This window comes from Phenylobacterium sp. (assembly GCF_037189685.1).
Classification (GTDB): Bacteria; Pseudomonadota; Alphaproteobacteria; order Caulobacterales; family Caulobacteraceae; genus Phenylobacterium.
Window position 1 is genome coordinate 200,796 of record NZ_JBBCIT010000014.1, and the last position, 14,316, is coordinate 215,111.

Below are 14,316 nucleotides of genomic sequence, written 5' to 3' on the forward strand. Positions count from 1 at the left end.
CTCTCATTCTTCGAGAAGCGGACTAGCCTCCGGCGGAGGTTCCGGCAACCGGTGCGGCCGTGCTGGCGCGGACGACCAGGCGGTGCGGCAGGGTGACGTTGCGGGGGGCGGCGGCCTGGCCCGACAGGATCTCGAGCAGCAGGCGGACCGTCTCGTGGCCGATCTCGGCCATCGGCTGGCTGACGGTGGTGAGCGGCGGATCGAGGTAGGCGGCGAAGCGGATGTCGTCGAAGCCCACGAGCGAGACGTCGCGCGGGCAGGCCAGGCCCAGGCCGCGCAGGGCGGCCAGCGCGCCCATGGCCATCTCGTCGCTGAAGCAGAAGAGGGCGGTGGGCGGCGTCGCGGCCGACAGCATGTCGCGGGCCAGCGCCGCGCCGGCCTCGACCGAGAAGTCGCCGGTGGCGACCGCAAGGCCCTCGACGGCGCCAGCGGCCTGAACGCCGGCAATCTGGGCGGCGGCGCGGACGCCGGCCAGGCGGTCGCGGCTCAAGGGGCTGGCCAGGGGGCCGGTGACCACGCCCACACGGCGGTGGCCCAGGCCGTAGAGGTGGGCCATGGCCTCCGCGGCGGCCTGCTGGTTGTCGATGTGGGCCGAGGAGACGGCCAGGGCGGGGCTGTATTCGCAGCCGTTGACGATGGGCGCGCCGGGCCCCAGCGCGGCCGCCATCTCGGCCAGGGTGTCGGACAGGCGGTGGCCCAGGAAGATCAGGCCGTCGGCCTCCTTGCGCCGCAGCATGGCGGCATACTGGTCCTCGCGCTCGGGCTCGTGGCGGGTGTCGCCCAGCAGGACGGAATAGCCGGCGGCGCTGGCGGCCTCCTCCACGCCCCGGATCACCTGCGAGAAGAAGGGATTCGAGATGTCGGGCACCGTCACCAGAATCTTCTGCGTGCGCAGGGTGCGCAGCATCTTGGCGGCCACGTTGGGCGAGTAGCCCAGGCTGTCCACCGCCGCCAGGACACGGGCGCGGGTGGCCTCGGCGACGCGGCCGGGCGCGCTGAGCACGCGCGAGACCGTCGCGGTCGAGACCCCCGCGCTGCGGGCCACATCCTGAATCGTCGCCATGCGCGCGACACTGGCGACGGCGCCGCCTGGATGCAACCGGCGTGGATCGCGCGTTCGCGGCGGCTGCGCGCCGCAGGCGCGGTCCTTTGGACACGAAGACCACGAAGGTCGCGAAGACCACGAGGGGATACTTGCCAATCCGGAGGGCTGAGGCCTGCGAGCGAGCTTCGTGGTCTTCGCGACCTTCGTGGTCTTCGTGCTTCCTGGGGTGCTGACGCGCCCCGTGCGGCGCCCGCCGTTGCCCCGCCGGATTGGCTCTGCTACCCATGCAATCGATTACATCGCCGAGGCGGCGCCGCGCGAACGAGCGCCGTCCTGAGAGGCGGATGGGGGAGGCGAGATGACGGTCCAGGCGCGGCTGTTCCTGATGATGGTGCTCCAGCTCGCCGTCTGGGGCGCCTGGGCGCCCAAGCTGTTCCCCTACATGACCATGCTGGGCTTCGCGCCCTGGCAACAGTCGCTGGTGGGCAGCTGCTGGGGTGTCGCCGCCCTGGCCGGGATCTTCTTCTCGAACCAGTTCGCCGACCGCAACTTCGCCGCCGAGAAGTTCCTGGCCGTGAGCCACCTGCTGGGCGGGCTGGCGCTGGTGGCGGTGGCGTTCTCCACCACCTTCTGGCCGTTCTTCCTGGCCTATCTCGTCTACAGCCTGCTGTACGTGCCGACGCTGTCGGTCTCGAACTCCATCGCCTTCGCCAACCTGAGCGACCCGGCCCGGCAGTTCGGGGCGGTGCGGATGGGCGGCACGGTGGGCTGGATGCTGGTGAGCTGGCCGTTCGTCTTCCTGCTGGGCGCCCAGGCCGACGCGCACCAGGTGCGCTGGATCTTCCTGGTGGCGGCCATCGTCTCGTTCGCGCTGGCGGCCTACAGCCTCACCCTGCCGCACACGCCGCCCCGTCGGGACGCCGAGGGACTGGACAAGCTGGCCTGGCGGCGCGCGCTGGGCCTGCTGGGCGCGCCGTTCGTGGCGGTGCTGTTCGTCGTCACCTTCATCGATTCCGTGATCCACAACGGCTACTTCGTCATGGCCGACGCCTTCCTGACCGAGCGGGTCGGGATCGCCGGCAACCTGTCGATGGTGGTGCTGAGCCTGGGCCAGCTCGCCGAGATCCTGACCATGCTGGTGCTGGGGGCGGTGCTGGTGCGGCTGGGCTGGAAGGCGACGATGATCGTCGGCGTCCTGGGCCACGCGGCGCGGTTCGCGGTGTTCGCCTTCTTCGCCGACAGCATGCCGGTGATCGTCGCGGTGCAGCTCCTGCACGGGATCTGCTACGCCTTCTTCTTCGCCACCGTATACATCTTCGTGGACGCGGTGTTCCCCAAGGACGTGCGGACCAGCGCCCAGGGCCTGTTCAACCTGCTGATCCTGGGGATCGGCAGCGTGGTGGCCAGCTTCCTGTTCCCGGCGCTGATGGGGGCCTTGCGCGACGGCGTCACGGGGATGGTCGACTATCGCACGCTGTTCATGGTCCCGACCGGCATGGCGCTGGTCGCCGTGATCCTGCTGGCCTTCTTCTTCCGGCCGCCCGAGCGCGGCCCCACCGGGCCGGTCGCCCCATGACCCGCGCCTTCCCGATCACCGGAGACCTCGCATGCGGACACCCCTGCCTGACCCCTCGCGCCGCGGATTCCTGGCGGCCGGCGCCGCGCTGGCGGCGGCGGCCATGACCGGCCCGGCCTCGGCGGCGCAGCCGTTCTTCAAGCGGGTCGGCCTGCCGATCGGCATCCAGCTCTACACCTTGGGGCCGGACGCGGCGAAGGACCTGGACGGCACGCTCGCGGCGCTCGCCGGCATGGGCTACCGCAATGTGGAGCTGGCCGGCTTCCTGGGCCGCAAACCGGCCGAGATGCGCGCCGCGCTGGATCGCGCCGGGCTGAAATGCGCGTCGGCCCACGTGCAGGCGCGCGCGCTGGGCCCCGACGGCGGCTTCGACAGCGATCTGGACAAGCTGGCCGAAGGCCTGGCCGCCGTGGGCGCCGCCAACGCCGTGATGCCCAGCCCGCGCATCCCCGACCGCCTGGCCGGCCGCCCGGCCGAGGGCGAGAGCATCGGCGACTTCTACCGGCGCGTGACCGGGGCGCTGACCCTGCACGACTGGCAGATGAACGCCGCCTTCCTGAACGAGAAGGGCGCTGCGCTGAAGAAGGCCGGGATCAAGGTCGGCTACCACAACCACAATTTCGAGTTCCGGCCGCTGGGGGGGAACAATGGGGGCGAGACCACGGGCATGGAGGTCCTGCTGAAGGAGACCGACCCCGACCTGGTCACCTTCGAGATCGACGTGGGCTGGGTGGCGGCGGCCGGGCTGGACCCCGTGGCGCTGATGCAGGCACACAAGGGCCGCTTCACCATGATGCACGTGAAGGACCTGAAGGCCGGGACCGAGCCCAACTTCGCGCTCAGCATGCAGCCCACCGAGATCGGTTCAGGCAAGCTGGACTGGAAGCGGCTGCTGCCGGCGGCGCATGCGGCCGGGGTGCGCGGCTTCTACGTCGAGCAGGAGCCGCCGTTCGAGCGGCCGCGGATCGAGGCGGCGAAGATCAGCCACGACTTCCTGGCCGGGGTGACGGCTTGATCGCACGCGGGCCCATAAGGCTGGCCATGGCCGGCGGCGGGCCCGGAGCGTTCATCGGCCCGGTCCACCGCATGGCCGCCGAGCTGGACGGCAAGATCCGGCTGGTGGCGGGCGCGTTCAGCCGCGACGCCGGCCGCAACGCCGAGGCGGCGCGCGCCTGGGGCGTGGCGCCGGAGCGGGCCTATGCGGACGTGGACGCCCTGATCGCGGGCGAGGCGGGGCGTGCGGACGGGGCCGAGCTGCTGGCCGTGACGACGCCGAACCACGTCCACTTCGCCCAGTCGGCGGCGGCGCTGAAGGCCGGGCTGCACGTGATGAGCGACAAGCCGGCGACGCTGACGCTGGCGCAGGCGCGGGAACTGGCGGGCGTCGTGGCGGCGTCGGGCCGGCTCTATGGCCTCACCTATGTCTACACCGGCTATCCGATGGTGCGGGAAGCGCGCGAGATCGTGCGGCGCGGCGACCTGGGCGCGGTGCGCAAGGTGGTGGTCGAGTATGCTCAGGGCTGGCTGAGCGCGCCTGTCGAACGGCAGGGCAGCAAGCAGGCGGAATGGCGCGCCGACCCCGCGCAGGCGGGGGCGGGCGGGTGCATCGCCGACATCGGGGTGCATGCCTTCAACCTGGCCGAGTTCGTCGTCGGCGACCGGGTGGGGCGGCTGTGCGCCGATGTGGCGGCGGTGGTCCCGGGGCGCACGTTGGACGACGACTGCAACATCCTGCTGCGGTTCTCGGGCGGGGCGCGGGGCGTGCTGATCGCCTCGCAGATCTCGGCCGGCGCGCGCAACGGGCTGAACATCAAGGTCTATGGCGAGCGCGGCGGCCTGACGTGGTCGCACGAGCGGCATACCGAGCTGACGGTGGACTGGCTGGACGGGCCGACCCAGGTGCTGCATGCGGCGTCGCCCTATCTGGGCGCGGCGGCGCGGGCGGGGTCGCGGATTCCCACGGGCCATCCCGAGGGGTTCGTCGAGGCCTTCGCCAACCTCTACGGTGACATGGCCGACGCCATGGTCGCCGGGCGCGGGGACGCGGGGCTGGTTCCGGGCGTGGAGGAGGGCGTGCGTGGCATGGCCTTCGTAGAGCAGGCGGTGGCCGCCAGCCGCGCGGACGCCGGCTGGATCGAGCTGGACGGGAGCCCCGCATGAAGACGCTGAAGGGACCGGGGATCTTCCTGGCGCAGTTCGTCGGGGCCGAGCCGCCGTTCGACCGGCTGGAGACCCTGGCCGACTGGGCGGCCGGGCTGGGCTATGTGGGCCTGCAACTGCCGACGGGCGGGGCGGACTCGATCTTCGACCTGGAACGCGCGGCCGAGAGCCAGGCCTACTGCGACGACATCGCCGGCATGCTGGCCGACAAGGGATTGCAGATCACCGAGCTGTCGACCCATCTCCAGGGCCAGCTCGTGGCGGTGCATCCGGCCTATGACGAGCTGTTCGACGCCTTCGCGCCCGCCGAGCTGCGCGGCCGCCCGCAGGCGCGGCAGGAATGGGCCGTGCGTCAGGTCAAGGCGGCGGCCGTCGCCAGCCGGCGGCTGGGCCTGAACGCCCACGCCACCTTTTCGGGCGCCCTGGCCTGGCCCTACCTCTATCCGTGGCCGCAGCGGCCGGCGGGCCTGGTGGACGAGGCGTTCGGCGAGCTGGCGCGCCGCTGGCGGCCGATCCTGGACGCCTTCGACGAGGCCGGCGTCGACGTCTGCTACGAGATCCATCCGGGCGAGGACCTGCACGACGGGGCCACCTACGAGCGGTTCCTGGACCTGGTGGGCGGCCACCCCCGGGCCTGCCTGCTGTACGACCCCAGCCACTTCGTGCTGCAGCAGCTCGACTACCTCGCCTACATCGACCTGTACCACGAGCGCATCCGGGCCTTCCACGTGAAGGACGCCGAGTTCCGGCCGAACGGGCGCTCGGGCGTCTACGGCGGCTATCAGGGCTGGGTCGAGCGGCCGGGGCGGTTCCGCTCGCTGGGCGACGGGCAGGTGGACTTCGGGGCGATCTTCTCGAAGCTGGCGGCCTACGACTATCCGGGCTGGGCGGTGCTGGAGTGGGAGTGCGCGCTGAAGCATCCTGAGGACGGCGCACGCGAAGGCGCGCCCTTCATCCGCGACCACATCATCCGCGTGACGCCGCACGCGTTCGACGACTTCGCCTCGGCGGGGACGGATGCGGCGCGGAACCGGCGGCTGCTCGGGCTTTGATCCCGCCTCCCGCGCGACGTGTTTGGGATTGGGGACCACGAAAGACACGAAAAGACAGGAAAGGGCCGGGGTGTGCTTCGAGCCTTCGCGCGAGCGGAGGCTCCTTCATGCAACCGCGGAAAACGCGGAAGGGCGCCGAATCGCAGCTTCGCCTTCCGCGTCTCTCCGCGTTTTCCGCGGTTCTTTCCATGCAAGGACGCCGCTTCGCGGCCTGCCAGGACCGGACGCCCTAAGGCTTGCGGCTACGACAGAAGCGGACGTAGGGAGCGCAAGGGGTGCAATCTGTCCTTCCGCCTATTCCCTTCGCCGGGTGGGAGACGCATCAGCGCAGGGGCTGGATGCGGATGTCGCGGAACTCGATGGGGTGGCCTTCGCTCTGGAGCGCGATGTAGCCACTGGCGATCTCCAGCTTGCCGCCCCGCGCGGCGATGACGCGGCGGGCGTCGGCGGCGGCCAGGGGATCGTCGGGGTCGAGGGCCGGGGCGCTGTAGCGATGCACGACCTGGCCGTCGATGCGCTGGATGATGTGGCCATCCGGGAGGACCTCCAGCTCCAGGTCGACCCAGGTCCCGTTGGGAATGGTCGGGCCGGACGACGGCGTGCAGTGGGCGGGCTGACGCTTGCCGTCCGGCATGGTGACGACGATCCCCGGCGTGCAAAGGGCGCCGGTGGGCCGCGGGCCGGGGCCGCGGGCGCCCAGGATCTGGAACTCGATGGAGACGGGAAAGGCCTGGTCCAGGCCCATGCTCTCGGGGCTCTGGGCGTGGAACATCACCCCGCTGTTGCCGATGGCCCAGGCCGGCGTGTCGGGCAGGGGCGGCTCCAGCACGCGGTACTGAAGCCGCAGGCGATAGGCGCTGAACGGCGTCCTGTGGAACAGATGTCCGAAGCGGTTCTGGAAACGATCGTAGCCCGCGTAGCTGACGCGGATGGCGCCGTCCTGGGCCACGAAGGTTTCACGCCAGTTCTCGCCGGCGGGATGGCCCGCGATCTTGGGCGTCCAGCCGTCCAGCGTGCGGCCATCGAAGAGGGGTGTCCATTCCGGCTCGGCCGGGGCGTGGGCGCAGGCGGCCAGAGACCCTGCGGAAAGGGCGAGCGCGGCGCAGCCGGCCGCGAGGCGGCGAAGCATCGGAACAGTCCTCCCGGGGCGGCGGTTCTCGCGGATTCGACCCCGCTCCCGCTTGCAATGTAATCGATTGCATGTGAGCCTGCACCTCATTCGAACCGGCGGCGCGAACGACCGCCGGGCGGAGCCGTCCAGGCTCCGAGGGGGAGACGTCGATGGCCAATCTCAACACCCGCTGGCGGCAGGAGAACACCTACGACGCCATCGTCGTCGGCAGCGGCATGACCGGCGGCTGGGCGGCCAAGGAGCTGAGCGAAAGGGGCCTGAAGACCCTGGTGCTGGAGCGCGGGCGCATGGTGCGCCACCTGGAGGACTATCCCACCGCGGCCACGCACCCGTGGGAGGTGAAGTATCCCCGCGCCAAGCTGCCGCCGGACGAGCTGAAGGCGAAGTACCCGGTCCAGAACCGGACGGGCTATGCGCTGACCGAATACACCCAGCACTTCTTCGTCCGAGACGACGAGAACCCCTACACCGAGGATCAGCCCTTCGACTGGATCCGCGGCTACCACGTGGGCGGCCGATCGCTGCTGTGGGCGCGGCAGAGCTATCGCTGGTCGGACCTGGACTTCGAGGCGAACGCGAAGGAGGGCGTCGGGGTCGATTGGCCCGTCCGCTATCGCGACATCGCCCCCTGGTACGATTACGTCGAGCGCTACATCGGCGTGAGCGGCCAGGCCGAGGGCCTGCCCCAGCTTCCGGACGGCGTGTTCCAGCCGCCGATGGAGATGAACTGCGTCGAGAAGGTGCTGAAGGCGAAGACCGAGGCGCGCTTCCCCGAGCGGCGGGTCACCATCGGCCGCTGCGCGCACCTGACCGAACCCACGGAGGAGCAGATCGCCCTGGGCCGCGGCAAGTGCCAGCACCGCAACATGTGCATGCGCGGCTGTCCGTTCGGAGCCTACTTCAGCTCGAACGCCGTGACGCTGGTGGCGGCCGAGAAGACCGGGAACTTCAAGCTCCGCCCGCATTCGATCGTGACCGAGATCCTGTACGACGCCCGGAAGGGCCGGGCCAGCGGCGTGCGCGTCCAGGACGAGGCCACCGGCGAGGTCATGGAGTTCTATGCCAAGGTGGTCTTCCTCTGCGCGTCGGCGCTGAACTCCACCTGGATCATGATGAACTCGACCAGCCGCCGGTTCCCGAACGGCTTCGGCAACGGCAGCGACCAGCTCGGCCGCAACATCATGGACCACCACCTGGGCGTCGGCGCGATGGCCGAGGCGCCGGGGTACGAGGACCGCTACTACTCGGGCCGGCGGCCGAACGGCCTCTACATCCCGCGCTTCCGGAACCTGGGCGACGCGGCCACGAAGCGGAGCGACTACCTGCGCGGCTTCGGCTACCAGGGCGGGGCGGGGCGGCCGAACTGGGACCGCAACCTGCACGCCGCCGGCCTGGGCGCGGCGCGCAAGGACGAACTGAGCCAGCCCGGCCCCTGGATGGTGCGCATCGGCGGCTTCGGCGAGATCCTGCCGCACGCCGACAACCGGGTGACCCTGAACCGCGACCGAAAGGATCGGTACGGCCTGCCAACGCTGCGGTTCGACGCCGGCCTGCGCGGGAACGAGACCGCCATGCGCCGTGACATGAAGACCGCGGCGGTCGAGATGCTGGAGGCCGCCGGCTTCACCAACGTGGTGGGCTATGAGACCCCGTCGCCGCCGGGCCTGGGCATCCACGAAATGGGAACGGCGCGGATGGGGCGCGATCCGAAGACGTCGGTGCTGAACGCGCACAACCAGGTCCACGAGTGCCGCAACGTCTATGTCACCGACGGGGCGTGCATGACCTCGGCCTCGTGCGTGAACCCGTCGCTGACCTACATGGCGTTGACCACGCGCGCCTGCGCCCATGCGGTCGAAGCCGGCCGCAGGGGAGAGCTGTGATGCAGAGCCGCCGCGACGCGCTCCTGACCTTCGCCGCGGCCTGGGGCGTGCTCAGCCTGCCGGCCGGGGCGGCGGCGCAGCCGGCCGTGGCCGTCGGCGCGAATCTGGGTTGGACGCCCAGCGGCGTCACCCTGAGCCAGGCGCAGGTGCTGGACGCCCTGGCCGAGCTGATCGCGCCGGCCACCGACACGCCGGGCGCCCGGGAGGCCGGCGTTCCCGCCTATGTGGACCGCACCATCGCCGGCTACTGCACGGCCGCAGAGGCCGGCGAGTTCCGCGGCGTGCTCGACGCCCTGGACGCGGACGCCCGCGCCCGGCACGGGAAGGGCTTCGCCACGCTGTCCATCGCCGATCAGGCCGCCATAGCCGCGACCTACGACAGGGGGCAGAAGTTCAGCCCCTTCGGACGGCTGAAGGAGGTCGTCCTGGTGGGTTACTTCAGCTCCGAGCCCGGCGCGACCGTGGCGGTGCGGTACGATCCCATCCCCGGCGACTACAAGGGCTGCATCCCATTGTCGGAGGTCGGGCGGGCCTGGGCGCTCTGAGGAGGCCTGGTTCTCCGCCTTCGGAGAGGCAGGCTCAGGCCCGGCGGCGGGGTGCGCCGGCGCCGGCGAGTTCCCAGGCGGCCACGACGCCCCGCTCCGCCAGCCCGGCGAACAGGCGCTGGAGGTCGGACGCGTGCTCCTCGATCAGGGCCCGGATCTGGGGCCGCGAGAGCAGGCCGGGTGCGATGGTCACGCCCTGAGCCGTGCGCACGCAGACTCCGGCGTCGATCAGCATGACGAGATGGCGGCGCATGGTCTCGCCGGGCAGCCCGGCCCGGCGGGCGAGGGACGAGGCGCTGGCGGCGCCGTGGCAGGCCGCCGCGTCCGCCGGCCCGAGCGCGGCGTCCAGCACAGCCAGCAGGGCGAGCGCCGAGGTCAGGTCGCCCGCCACCCGGTGGAGATTCTCGACGCTCCGCAGGATGAAGTCGGCGATCAGGCGCGCCGCGCCGCGCATGGGAACGCCGTCATCCACGTCGTAGGCGGCCGGCGGCAGGGGGTCGAGCAGGTCGCCGGCCCGGAGGTCGGCATAGAGCTTCAGGAGGCGCCCGTGCGCCGCCCGCACGCTCTCCAGATAGGCCGGCGACGTCAGCCAGGCTTCCGGGATCACTACGCCGGCGGTGGACGAGGTGTGACAGACGCCCGCCGCCTCCAGCCGCTTCAGCCGCCGCCGGGCGGTCTCGAAGGGAACGCCCAGGGAATTGGCGATGGCGTTGACGGTGGCGGGCCGGCGGGCGGTGTCGGGCGCGGCGTGCTCCAGCGCGCCATAGGCGCGGCGCGCCTCGGGATCCCGCGTGAGGGGCGCGATGTTGGCCTGGTTGATGGCGAGCACGAGCAGGGCGTCCATCGGATCGAGCCCCGCGAGCCCGGCGGCCACCTCGTCCAGCGTGAACCCCAGCGACAGCCTGGCCAGGGACCATACGCGGGGGGACGGGAGCGCCATGACCCGTTTCATGCGCCTCGCATCGCAGAGGAGCAAGGCTGGGCTGTGGTCGAGCTTGGTCGTGCGGCGCGGGATCAGCGCCCGGTGGCGATCACCACGAAGGGCGCCCAGTAGGCGGGATGCGCCCACTCCGGGCGCCAACCGGGCAGGGGCGCGCCGTCCGGCAGCCGGCCGGTGCGGACGGCGCGCATGGCGACCTGGAGCGCCTCGGCCCGGGAGAGATCGGGGTCGGCGCGCTGGGCGGCGATGGTCCGGGCGGTGAGGGCCGAGGTGGCGTCGTCATAGACCCGCCAATGGCTGACCATCAGGGCGCGCGCCCCGGCGTGCAGGAAGGCGTTGGCGAGGCCGGACAGGTTGCGGCCTCCGGGAGATCCGTCAGGCCCGGCGGTGTTGCACGCCGACAGGATCACCCAGTCGGCCTGAAGGTGCAGAGCGGCGGCCTCGGACGCGGTGAGGACGCCGTCGTCCTCGGGGGTCGCCTCGGCGGGCGGGGTCAGCACCAACCCCGGCTCGTCGAGGCCGGGAATCTCGCTGGAGAGGATCCCGTGGGTGGCGATGGCCACCACGCGGGCCTGAGACAGGCGGGACGACGCCTTCAGCGCCGCTTCGGTGGCCGCGTCGCCCAGGCGGACCGAGGCCGCAGGCGCGCCCAGGACCCGCGCCATCGCCCGGAGTTCGTCGGCCGTGCCGGGCAGGGGGCCATAGGCGGCGTGAAGGGCCCTGGGGTCGGCCAGCCGGCGCGTGGCGGGACCCACCTTGCCCTGCTGGAGATTGGGGGCGCCGAAGCCGGCGAACGTCCAGGGGCGGTCGCGGCGCCGGGGCGCGGGCGGGCCGGCGCGCAGGCTGGCGACGGCGGGCAGGACGGTGATCGCATAGCGATCGGCCAGCCACGCCGCCTCGGCGCCGTTCGCAGGCGGCCGCACGACGGCCAGGCTCAGAGGAAGGTTGGCCAGCGCCCCGTCGGTGCTGACGAACAGCCGCCGCGCGCCGGACAGCGCGCCCTCCACGGGCCGGATCAACTCGGCGTAGAGCGCGTGCGCCGCGGCGTGGTCGAACGGCTGGAGCCCCTCGTCGGCCGCGCCGGGAGGGCAGGCGTCGTCGTCCATCTGGCACCGCAGCCGTTGGACGCGGGCCTCCGTGGGGCGCCGGGCCCCCTCGACGCGCAGCCACGCGATGCGGGAACGGGTCACCGCGAAGACATGGATGTCCTCGCCCGCAGGGGTGAGCAGCAACAGCCCCTCGTCGAGGCGGAGGCGTCGCTGGAGGTCCTGGAGCGGGAGCGCGCGCGCCGTGGTGGCTGGTGGCGACGGCCAGGGTCCGATCCGGCGCTCCAGGGCCGCCACCTCGGAGGCGACGGCGTCCAGCGCGGCCCCGATGCGAGCTGTCTCGGCGGGATCGTTGGCGGGCAGCGCGCCCAGCAGGCGGCTCTCCAGCGCGCGGGCCTGCCGGGTGAGGTCCTGTCGGACGCGGGCGGTGCGGGCGTCGGCCGAGGGCAGGGCGGCGCGGGCCGCCGTGTCGGCCACGGCGCCGGCCGCGGGCGTGGCCGTGAGGTCCTGGGCGGCCAGGAAGGCGGCCTCCTGGATGCGCGGCAGGTCCTCGGGCGAGCGCCGGGCGGCGTTCCAGGCGTGATCCAGGTAGCGCCGCAGCATCCGCACCTCGGGCGCGTCGTCGGCCCCCCGGAGCGGCGCCGGGCCGATCCCCGCGAGGGTGGGAGGCTCGCGCTCCAGGACGATCGCGACCGCGCGTGAGGCCAGGGCCTCGGCCGGGGCGGCGGCGCCGCGGCGAGCCTCGTTCTGCGCCAGGACATCGTAGGCGCGGGCGGTCAGCGGATGGCGCTCGCCCAGGCGGTCCTGGCGGATACGGAGGGCCTGTCGCAGGAGCGGATCGGCGCGCTTCGTGTCGCCGCGGGCCTGGAGCGAGGCGCCCAGGGCGGCGTAGGCCCGGGCGGTGGCCGGATGCGCTTCGCCACGGCCGGCGCGCAGGGCCTTGAGGGCCGGTTGCTGGAGCCGGACGGCCTCGCGGGCGTGGCCGCGTGCGGTGAGCGCCTCGCCCAGGGCGATCTGCGCCAGGGCGGCTTCGACGCTGCGCCGGCCGTGGAGGGCCTGCCGGGCGCGCAGGGCCTGGCGGAGGATCGGATCGGCTTCGGCGGCGCGATCCTGGGCCACGAGGTTGGCGGCAAGGCCGAGGCTGAAATCGGTCGGGTCCATGGGACTGGCGTCAGCCTCCCGCGTCCCGGCGATCTCCACGGCGCGACGGTGCAGGGGCTCGGCCACCGCCGGGCGGCCCTGGGCGTCGAGATTGGCCGCCATGCGCGAATAGGCGCGGGCGGTGTCGGGGCCGTCGGGGCCCCGACGGCTGAGCGCCAGCGCTCGCCGGTGCATCGGCTCGGCCTCGGCGTACCGGCCAAGGTCGTCCAGGGCCTCGGCCAGTGCGGAAAGGTCGTCGGCGATCCGGCGGTCGCCCTCGCCGAATCGCGCCACGTCGATCTCGTAGGCCAGGCGATAGAGCGGTTCGGCGTCGCCCGCCCGGCCATCGGCGCGGCGGACGTCGGCCAGGGCGGCCGCAGCGGCGGCGGTCTCGAGGCCCTGAGGGCCGAAGCGGGCCCGGGTCGAGTCCAGGAGCGCACGGCGTAGCGGTTCGGCCTCCGAGAACCGGCCCAAGCGCTCCAGCGCCGCGGCGCGGTTCGCGCCTGCGAGCATCGTCTGCGGGTCGTTCGGGCCAAGGCCGGCCAGGGCTGTCTCGTAGGCGCGGCGGAAGAACGGCTCGGCCTCCGCGTCGCGGCGCTGCTTGGCCAACGCCTTGCCGACCCACGACCAGGACGCCGCGGCGGCCGGCGAGGCCGCGCCGTGGATCTCGGCTTCCAGCCGCGCGCGCCGGCGGCTTGCCCGTTCGAGCCGCCGCCAGTCGCCGGTGGCCTGGGCGTTCTCGGCTTCGTCCACCAGGCGAAGCCACACGGCCTGCTCGGCCGGCGTCGGATCGCGTGCGGCCGCCGCGGGCACACCGGCCGCGGCGAAGATCAGGGCCGCGCTGGCGACGACGCCCAGCCGGCCGGACGCGAGACGCATGCGACCGTCCCTTCCAGAATCACCCCGAGAGAAGCCTAGTCGTTTCCGGGGCGGGTGCGCATGGGGCCGTACGCCGCGGCAGCGCCGATATATCCGAGCGTGGCGGCGCGCTGGATGGCCTGGGAGCGGCCGGCGGCGTGGAGCTTGCGGGCGGCGTTCGTCACGTGAAAGCGCACGGTCGGCAACGAGATGGCCACCAGTTCGCCGATCTCGGCGTCGGTCTTGCCGGCCGCCGCCCACTTCAGCACCTGGATCTCGCGGCGGGTGAGGCGGAGCGGCGTCCCTTCCCGAACCGCCACGGCGTCGCCATAGGTGGCCACGAACCGCAGAGCCAGGCCGTGGAGCGTCACGGCATGGCGCTCGAAGACGGACACGATATCCAGGCCGGTGTCGGGCGTCGCCCAGACGACGGCGCCGATCACCCCGAGCGGCAGGTAGGCCGGGGCGATGATCGCCGCGCCGACCCCGTAGGTCTCGATCGCGCCTTCGTTGGTGACGGCGTCCAGCGCGGCATTGGGGCGCCAGGACCCGAAGCGGCCGTCCCGGAAATAGAAGGGCTCCGAGCAGACCCGCGTCGCGTGGATGAACGCCGCCTTGAGGGCGAAGCCGTGATCCTCCCAGTAGCGCAGCTCAGGGTCGAGCCAGCGGAACACCGTCTCGGCGAACGGCCGCCCGTCCAGCCCGCGGGGCGGCCGGGCGGCGCCGATGTCGGCGGCGACCGCCACATAGGGCAGGGCGAGGCGCGCGCCCGAGGCCGCGATCTCGCGGGCCAGGGTCTCGGCTTCGGCCAATGCGGCCAGGGGTGAACGCTCGTCGGCCATGGTGGCGGCGGGGACCCTATCACTTCCGCTAGCTTGTTCGCCCCTCGCGCCGTCCGCAAGCTGCCGTGATGCGCCCCTCGCAATGGGCGCGCCAAGA

11 protein-coding genes are annotated in these 14,316 nt (G+C 72.7%); 6 read left to right on the forward strand and 5 right to left on the reverse strand.

The genetic code is table 11. From position 1 onward, the window contains the following. Positions 1 to 22: 22 nt before the first annotated feature. Positions 23 to 1,063 (reverse strand): LacI family DNA-binding transcriptional regulator, encoded by a 1,041-nt coding sequence (locus WG212_RS11000; protein WP_337187137.1) that lies wholly within the window; start codon positions 1,061 to 1,063, stop codon positions 23 to 25. A gap of 340 nt (positions 1,064 to 1,403) precedes the next feature. On the opposite strand from WG212_RS11000, the gene WG212_RS11005 reads away from it, so the two are divergent. Genes WG212_RS11005 through WG212_RS11020 form a run of 4 tightly spaced genes read left to right on the forward strand, consistent with a single transcriptional unit; the run spans position 1,404 to position 5,833 of the window. Beyond that, positions 1,404 to 2,621 carry an MFS transporter gene (locus WG212_RS11005; protein WP_337187138.1) on the forward strand — a complete coding sequence of 406 codons (1,218 nt, stop codon included), beginning with the start codon at positions 1,404 to 1,406 and terminating at the stop codon, positions 2,619 to 2,621. 31 nt (positions 2,622 to 2,652) lie between these two features. Continuing rightward, entirely contained in the window at positions 2,653 to 3,636 is a 984-nt protein-coding gene (locus WG212_RS11010) for a sugar phosphate isomerase/epimerase (RefSeq protein WP_337187139.1), read from the forward strand. Positions 3,637 to 3,662: 26 nt separating this feature from the next. Continuing rightward, a complete protein-coding gene (locus WG212_RS11015) occupies positions 3,663 to 4,781 on the forward strand; it encodes a Gfo/Idh/MocA family oxidoreductase (protein ID WP_337187140.1) in 1,119 nt (372 codons plus the stop codon). Next, positions 4,778 to 5,833, forward strand: coding sequence for a sugar phosphate isomerase/epimerase (locus tag WG212_RS11020; protein ID WP_337187141.1), 1,056 nt, complete (start codon positions 4,778 to 4,780; stop codon positions 5,831 to 5,833). The genes WG212_RS11015 and WG212_RS11020 overlap by 4 nt, the downstream gene beginning before the upstream one ends. 322 nt (positions 5,834 to 6,155) lie before the next feature. Here the strand turns inward: WG212_RS11020 and WG212_RS11025 are convergent, their stop codons facing one another. Next, on the reverse strand, positions 6,156 to 6,962 hold the full coding sequence (locus tag WG212_RS11025) for a DUF1080 domain-containing protein (RefSeq protein ID WP_337187142.1): 807 nt from the start codon (positions 6,960 to 6,962) through the stop codon (positions 6,156 to 6,158). 152 nt (positions 6,963 to 7,114) lie between these two features. Here WG212_RS11025 and WG212_RS11030 point away from each other — a divergent pair, with 152 nt between their 5' ends. Further along, on the forward strand, positions 7,115 to 8,848 hold the full coding sequence (locus WG212_RS11030) for a GMC family oxidoreductase (RefSeq protein ID WP_337187143.1): 1,734 nt from the start codon (positions 7,115 to 7,117) through the stop codon (positions 8,846 to 8,848). After that, positions 8,848 to 9,393, forward strand: a complete 546-nt coding sequence (locus WG212_RS11035; RefSeq protein ID WP_337187144.1) for a gluconate 2-dehydrogenase subunit 3 family protein — start codon at positions 8,848 to 8,850, stop codon at positions 9,391 to 9,393. Before WG212_RS11030 ends, WG212_RS11035 begins: the two co-directional genes overlap by 1 nt. 34 nt (positions 9,394 to 9,427) lie before the next feature. Here WG212_RS11035 and WG212_RS11040 read toward each other — a convergent pair whose 3' ends face one another. The 3 genes from WG212_RS11040 to WG212_RS11050 form a co-directional block, all read right to left on the reverse strand. Continuing rightward, positions 9,428 to 10,333 carry a hypothetical protein gene (locus WG212_RS11040; protein WP_337187145.1) on the reverse strand — a complete coding sequence of 302 codons (906 nt, stop codon included), beginning with the start codon at positions 10,331 to 10,333 and terminating at the stop codon, positions 9,428 to 9,430. Between the two features lie 74 nt (positions 10,334 to 10,407). Beyond that, the gene (locus WG212_RS11045; RefSeq protein WP_337187146.1) at positions 10,408 to 13,398 is read right to left on the reverse strand and encodes a CHAT domain-containing tetratricopeptide repeat protein; all 2,991 of its coding nucleotides are present in this window, start codon (positions 13,396 to 13,398) and stop codon (positions 10,408 to 10,410) included. Between the two features lie 35 nt (positions 13,399 to 13,433). Then, complete coding sequence (locus WG212_RS11050; RefSeq protein ID WP_337187147.1) at positions 13,434 to 14,219, reverse strand: helix-turn-helix transcriptional regulator; 786 nt, start codon at positions 14,217 to 14,219, stop codon at positions 13,434 to 13,436. Between the last annotated feature and the right edge of the window lie 97 nt (positions 14,220 to 14,316).

Coding starts and splice junctions, on each gene's coding strand:
- WG212_RS11050 (WP_337187147.1), bottom strand. CDS start 14,219: ATGGCCGACGAGCGTTCACCCCTGGCCGCATTGGCCGAAGCCGAGACC.
- WG212_RS11010 (WP_337187139.1), top strand. CDS start 2,653: ATGCGGACACCCCTGCCTGACCCCTCGCGCCGCGGATTCCTGGCGGCC.
- WG212_RS11035 (WP_337187144.1), top strand. CDS start 8,848: ATGCAGAGCCGCCGCGACGCGCTCCTGACCTTCGCCGCGGCCTGGGGC.
- WG212_RS11045 (WP_337187146.1), bottom strand. CDS start 13,398: ATGCGTCTCGCGTCCGGCCGGCTGGGCGTCGTCGCCAGCGCGGCCCTG.
- WG212_RS11000 (WP_337187137.1), bottom strand. CDS start 1,063: ATGGCGACGATTCAGGATGTGGCCCGCAGCGCGGGGGTCTCGACCGCG.
- WG212_RS11030 (WP_337187143.1), top strand. CDS start 7,115: ATGGCCAATCTCAACACCCGCTGGCGGCAGGAGAACACCTACGACGCC.
- WG212_RS11015 (WP_337187140.1), top strand. CDS start 3,663: ATGGCCGGCGGCGGGCCCGGAGCGTTCATCGGCCCGGTCCACCGCATG.
- WG212_RS11025 (WP_337187142.1), bottom strand. CDS start 6,962: ATGCTTCGCCGCCTCGCGGCCGGCTGCGCCGCGCTCGCCCTTTCCGCA.
- WG212_RS11005 (WP_337187138.1), top strand. CDS start 1,404: ATGACGGTCCAGGCGCGGCTGTTCCTGATGATGGTGCTCCAGCTCGCC.
- WG212_RS11020 (WP_337187141.1), top strand. CDS start 4,778: ATGAAGACGCTGAAGGGACCGGGGATCTTCCTGGCGCAGTTCGTCGGG.
- WG212_RS11040 (WP_337187145.1), bottom strand. CDS start 10,333: ATGGCGCTCCCGTCCCCCCGCGTATGGTCCCTGGCCAGGCTGTCGCTG.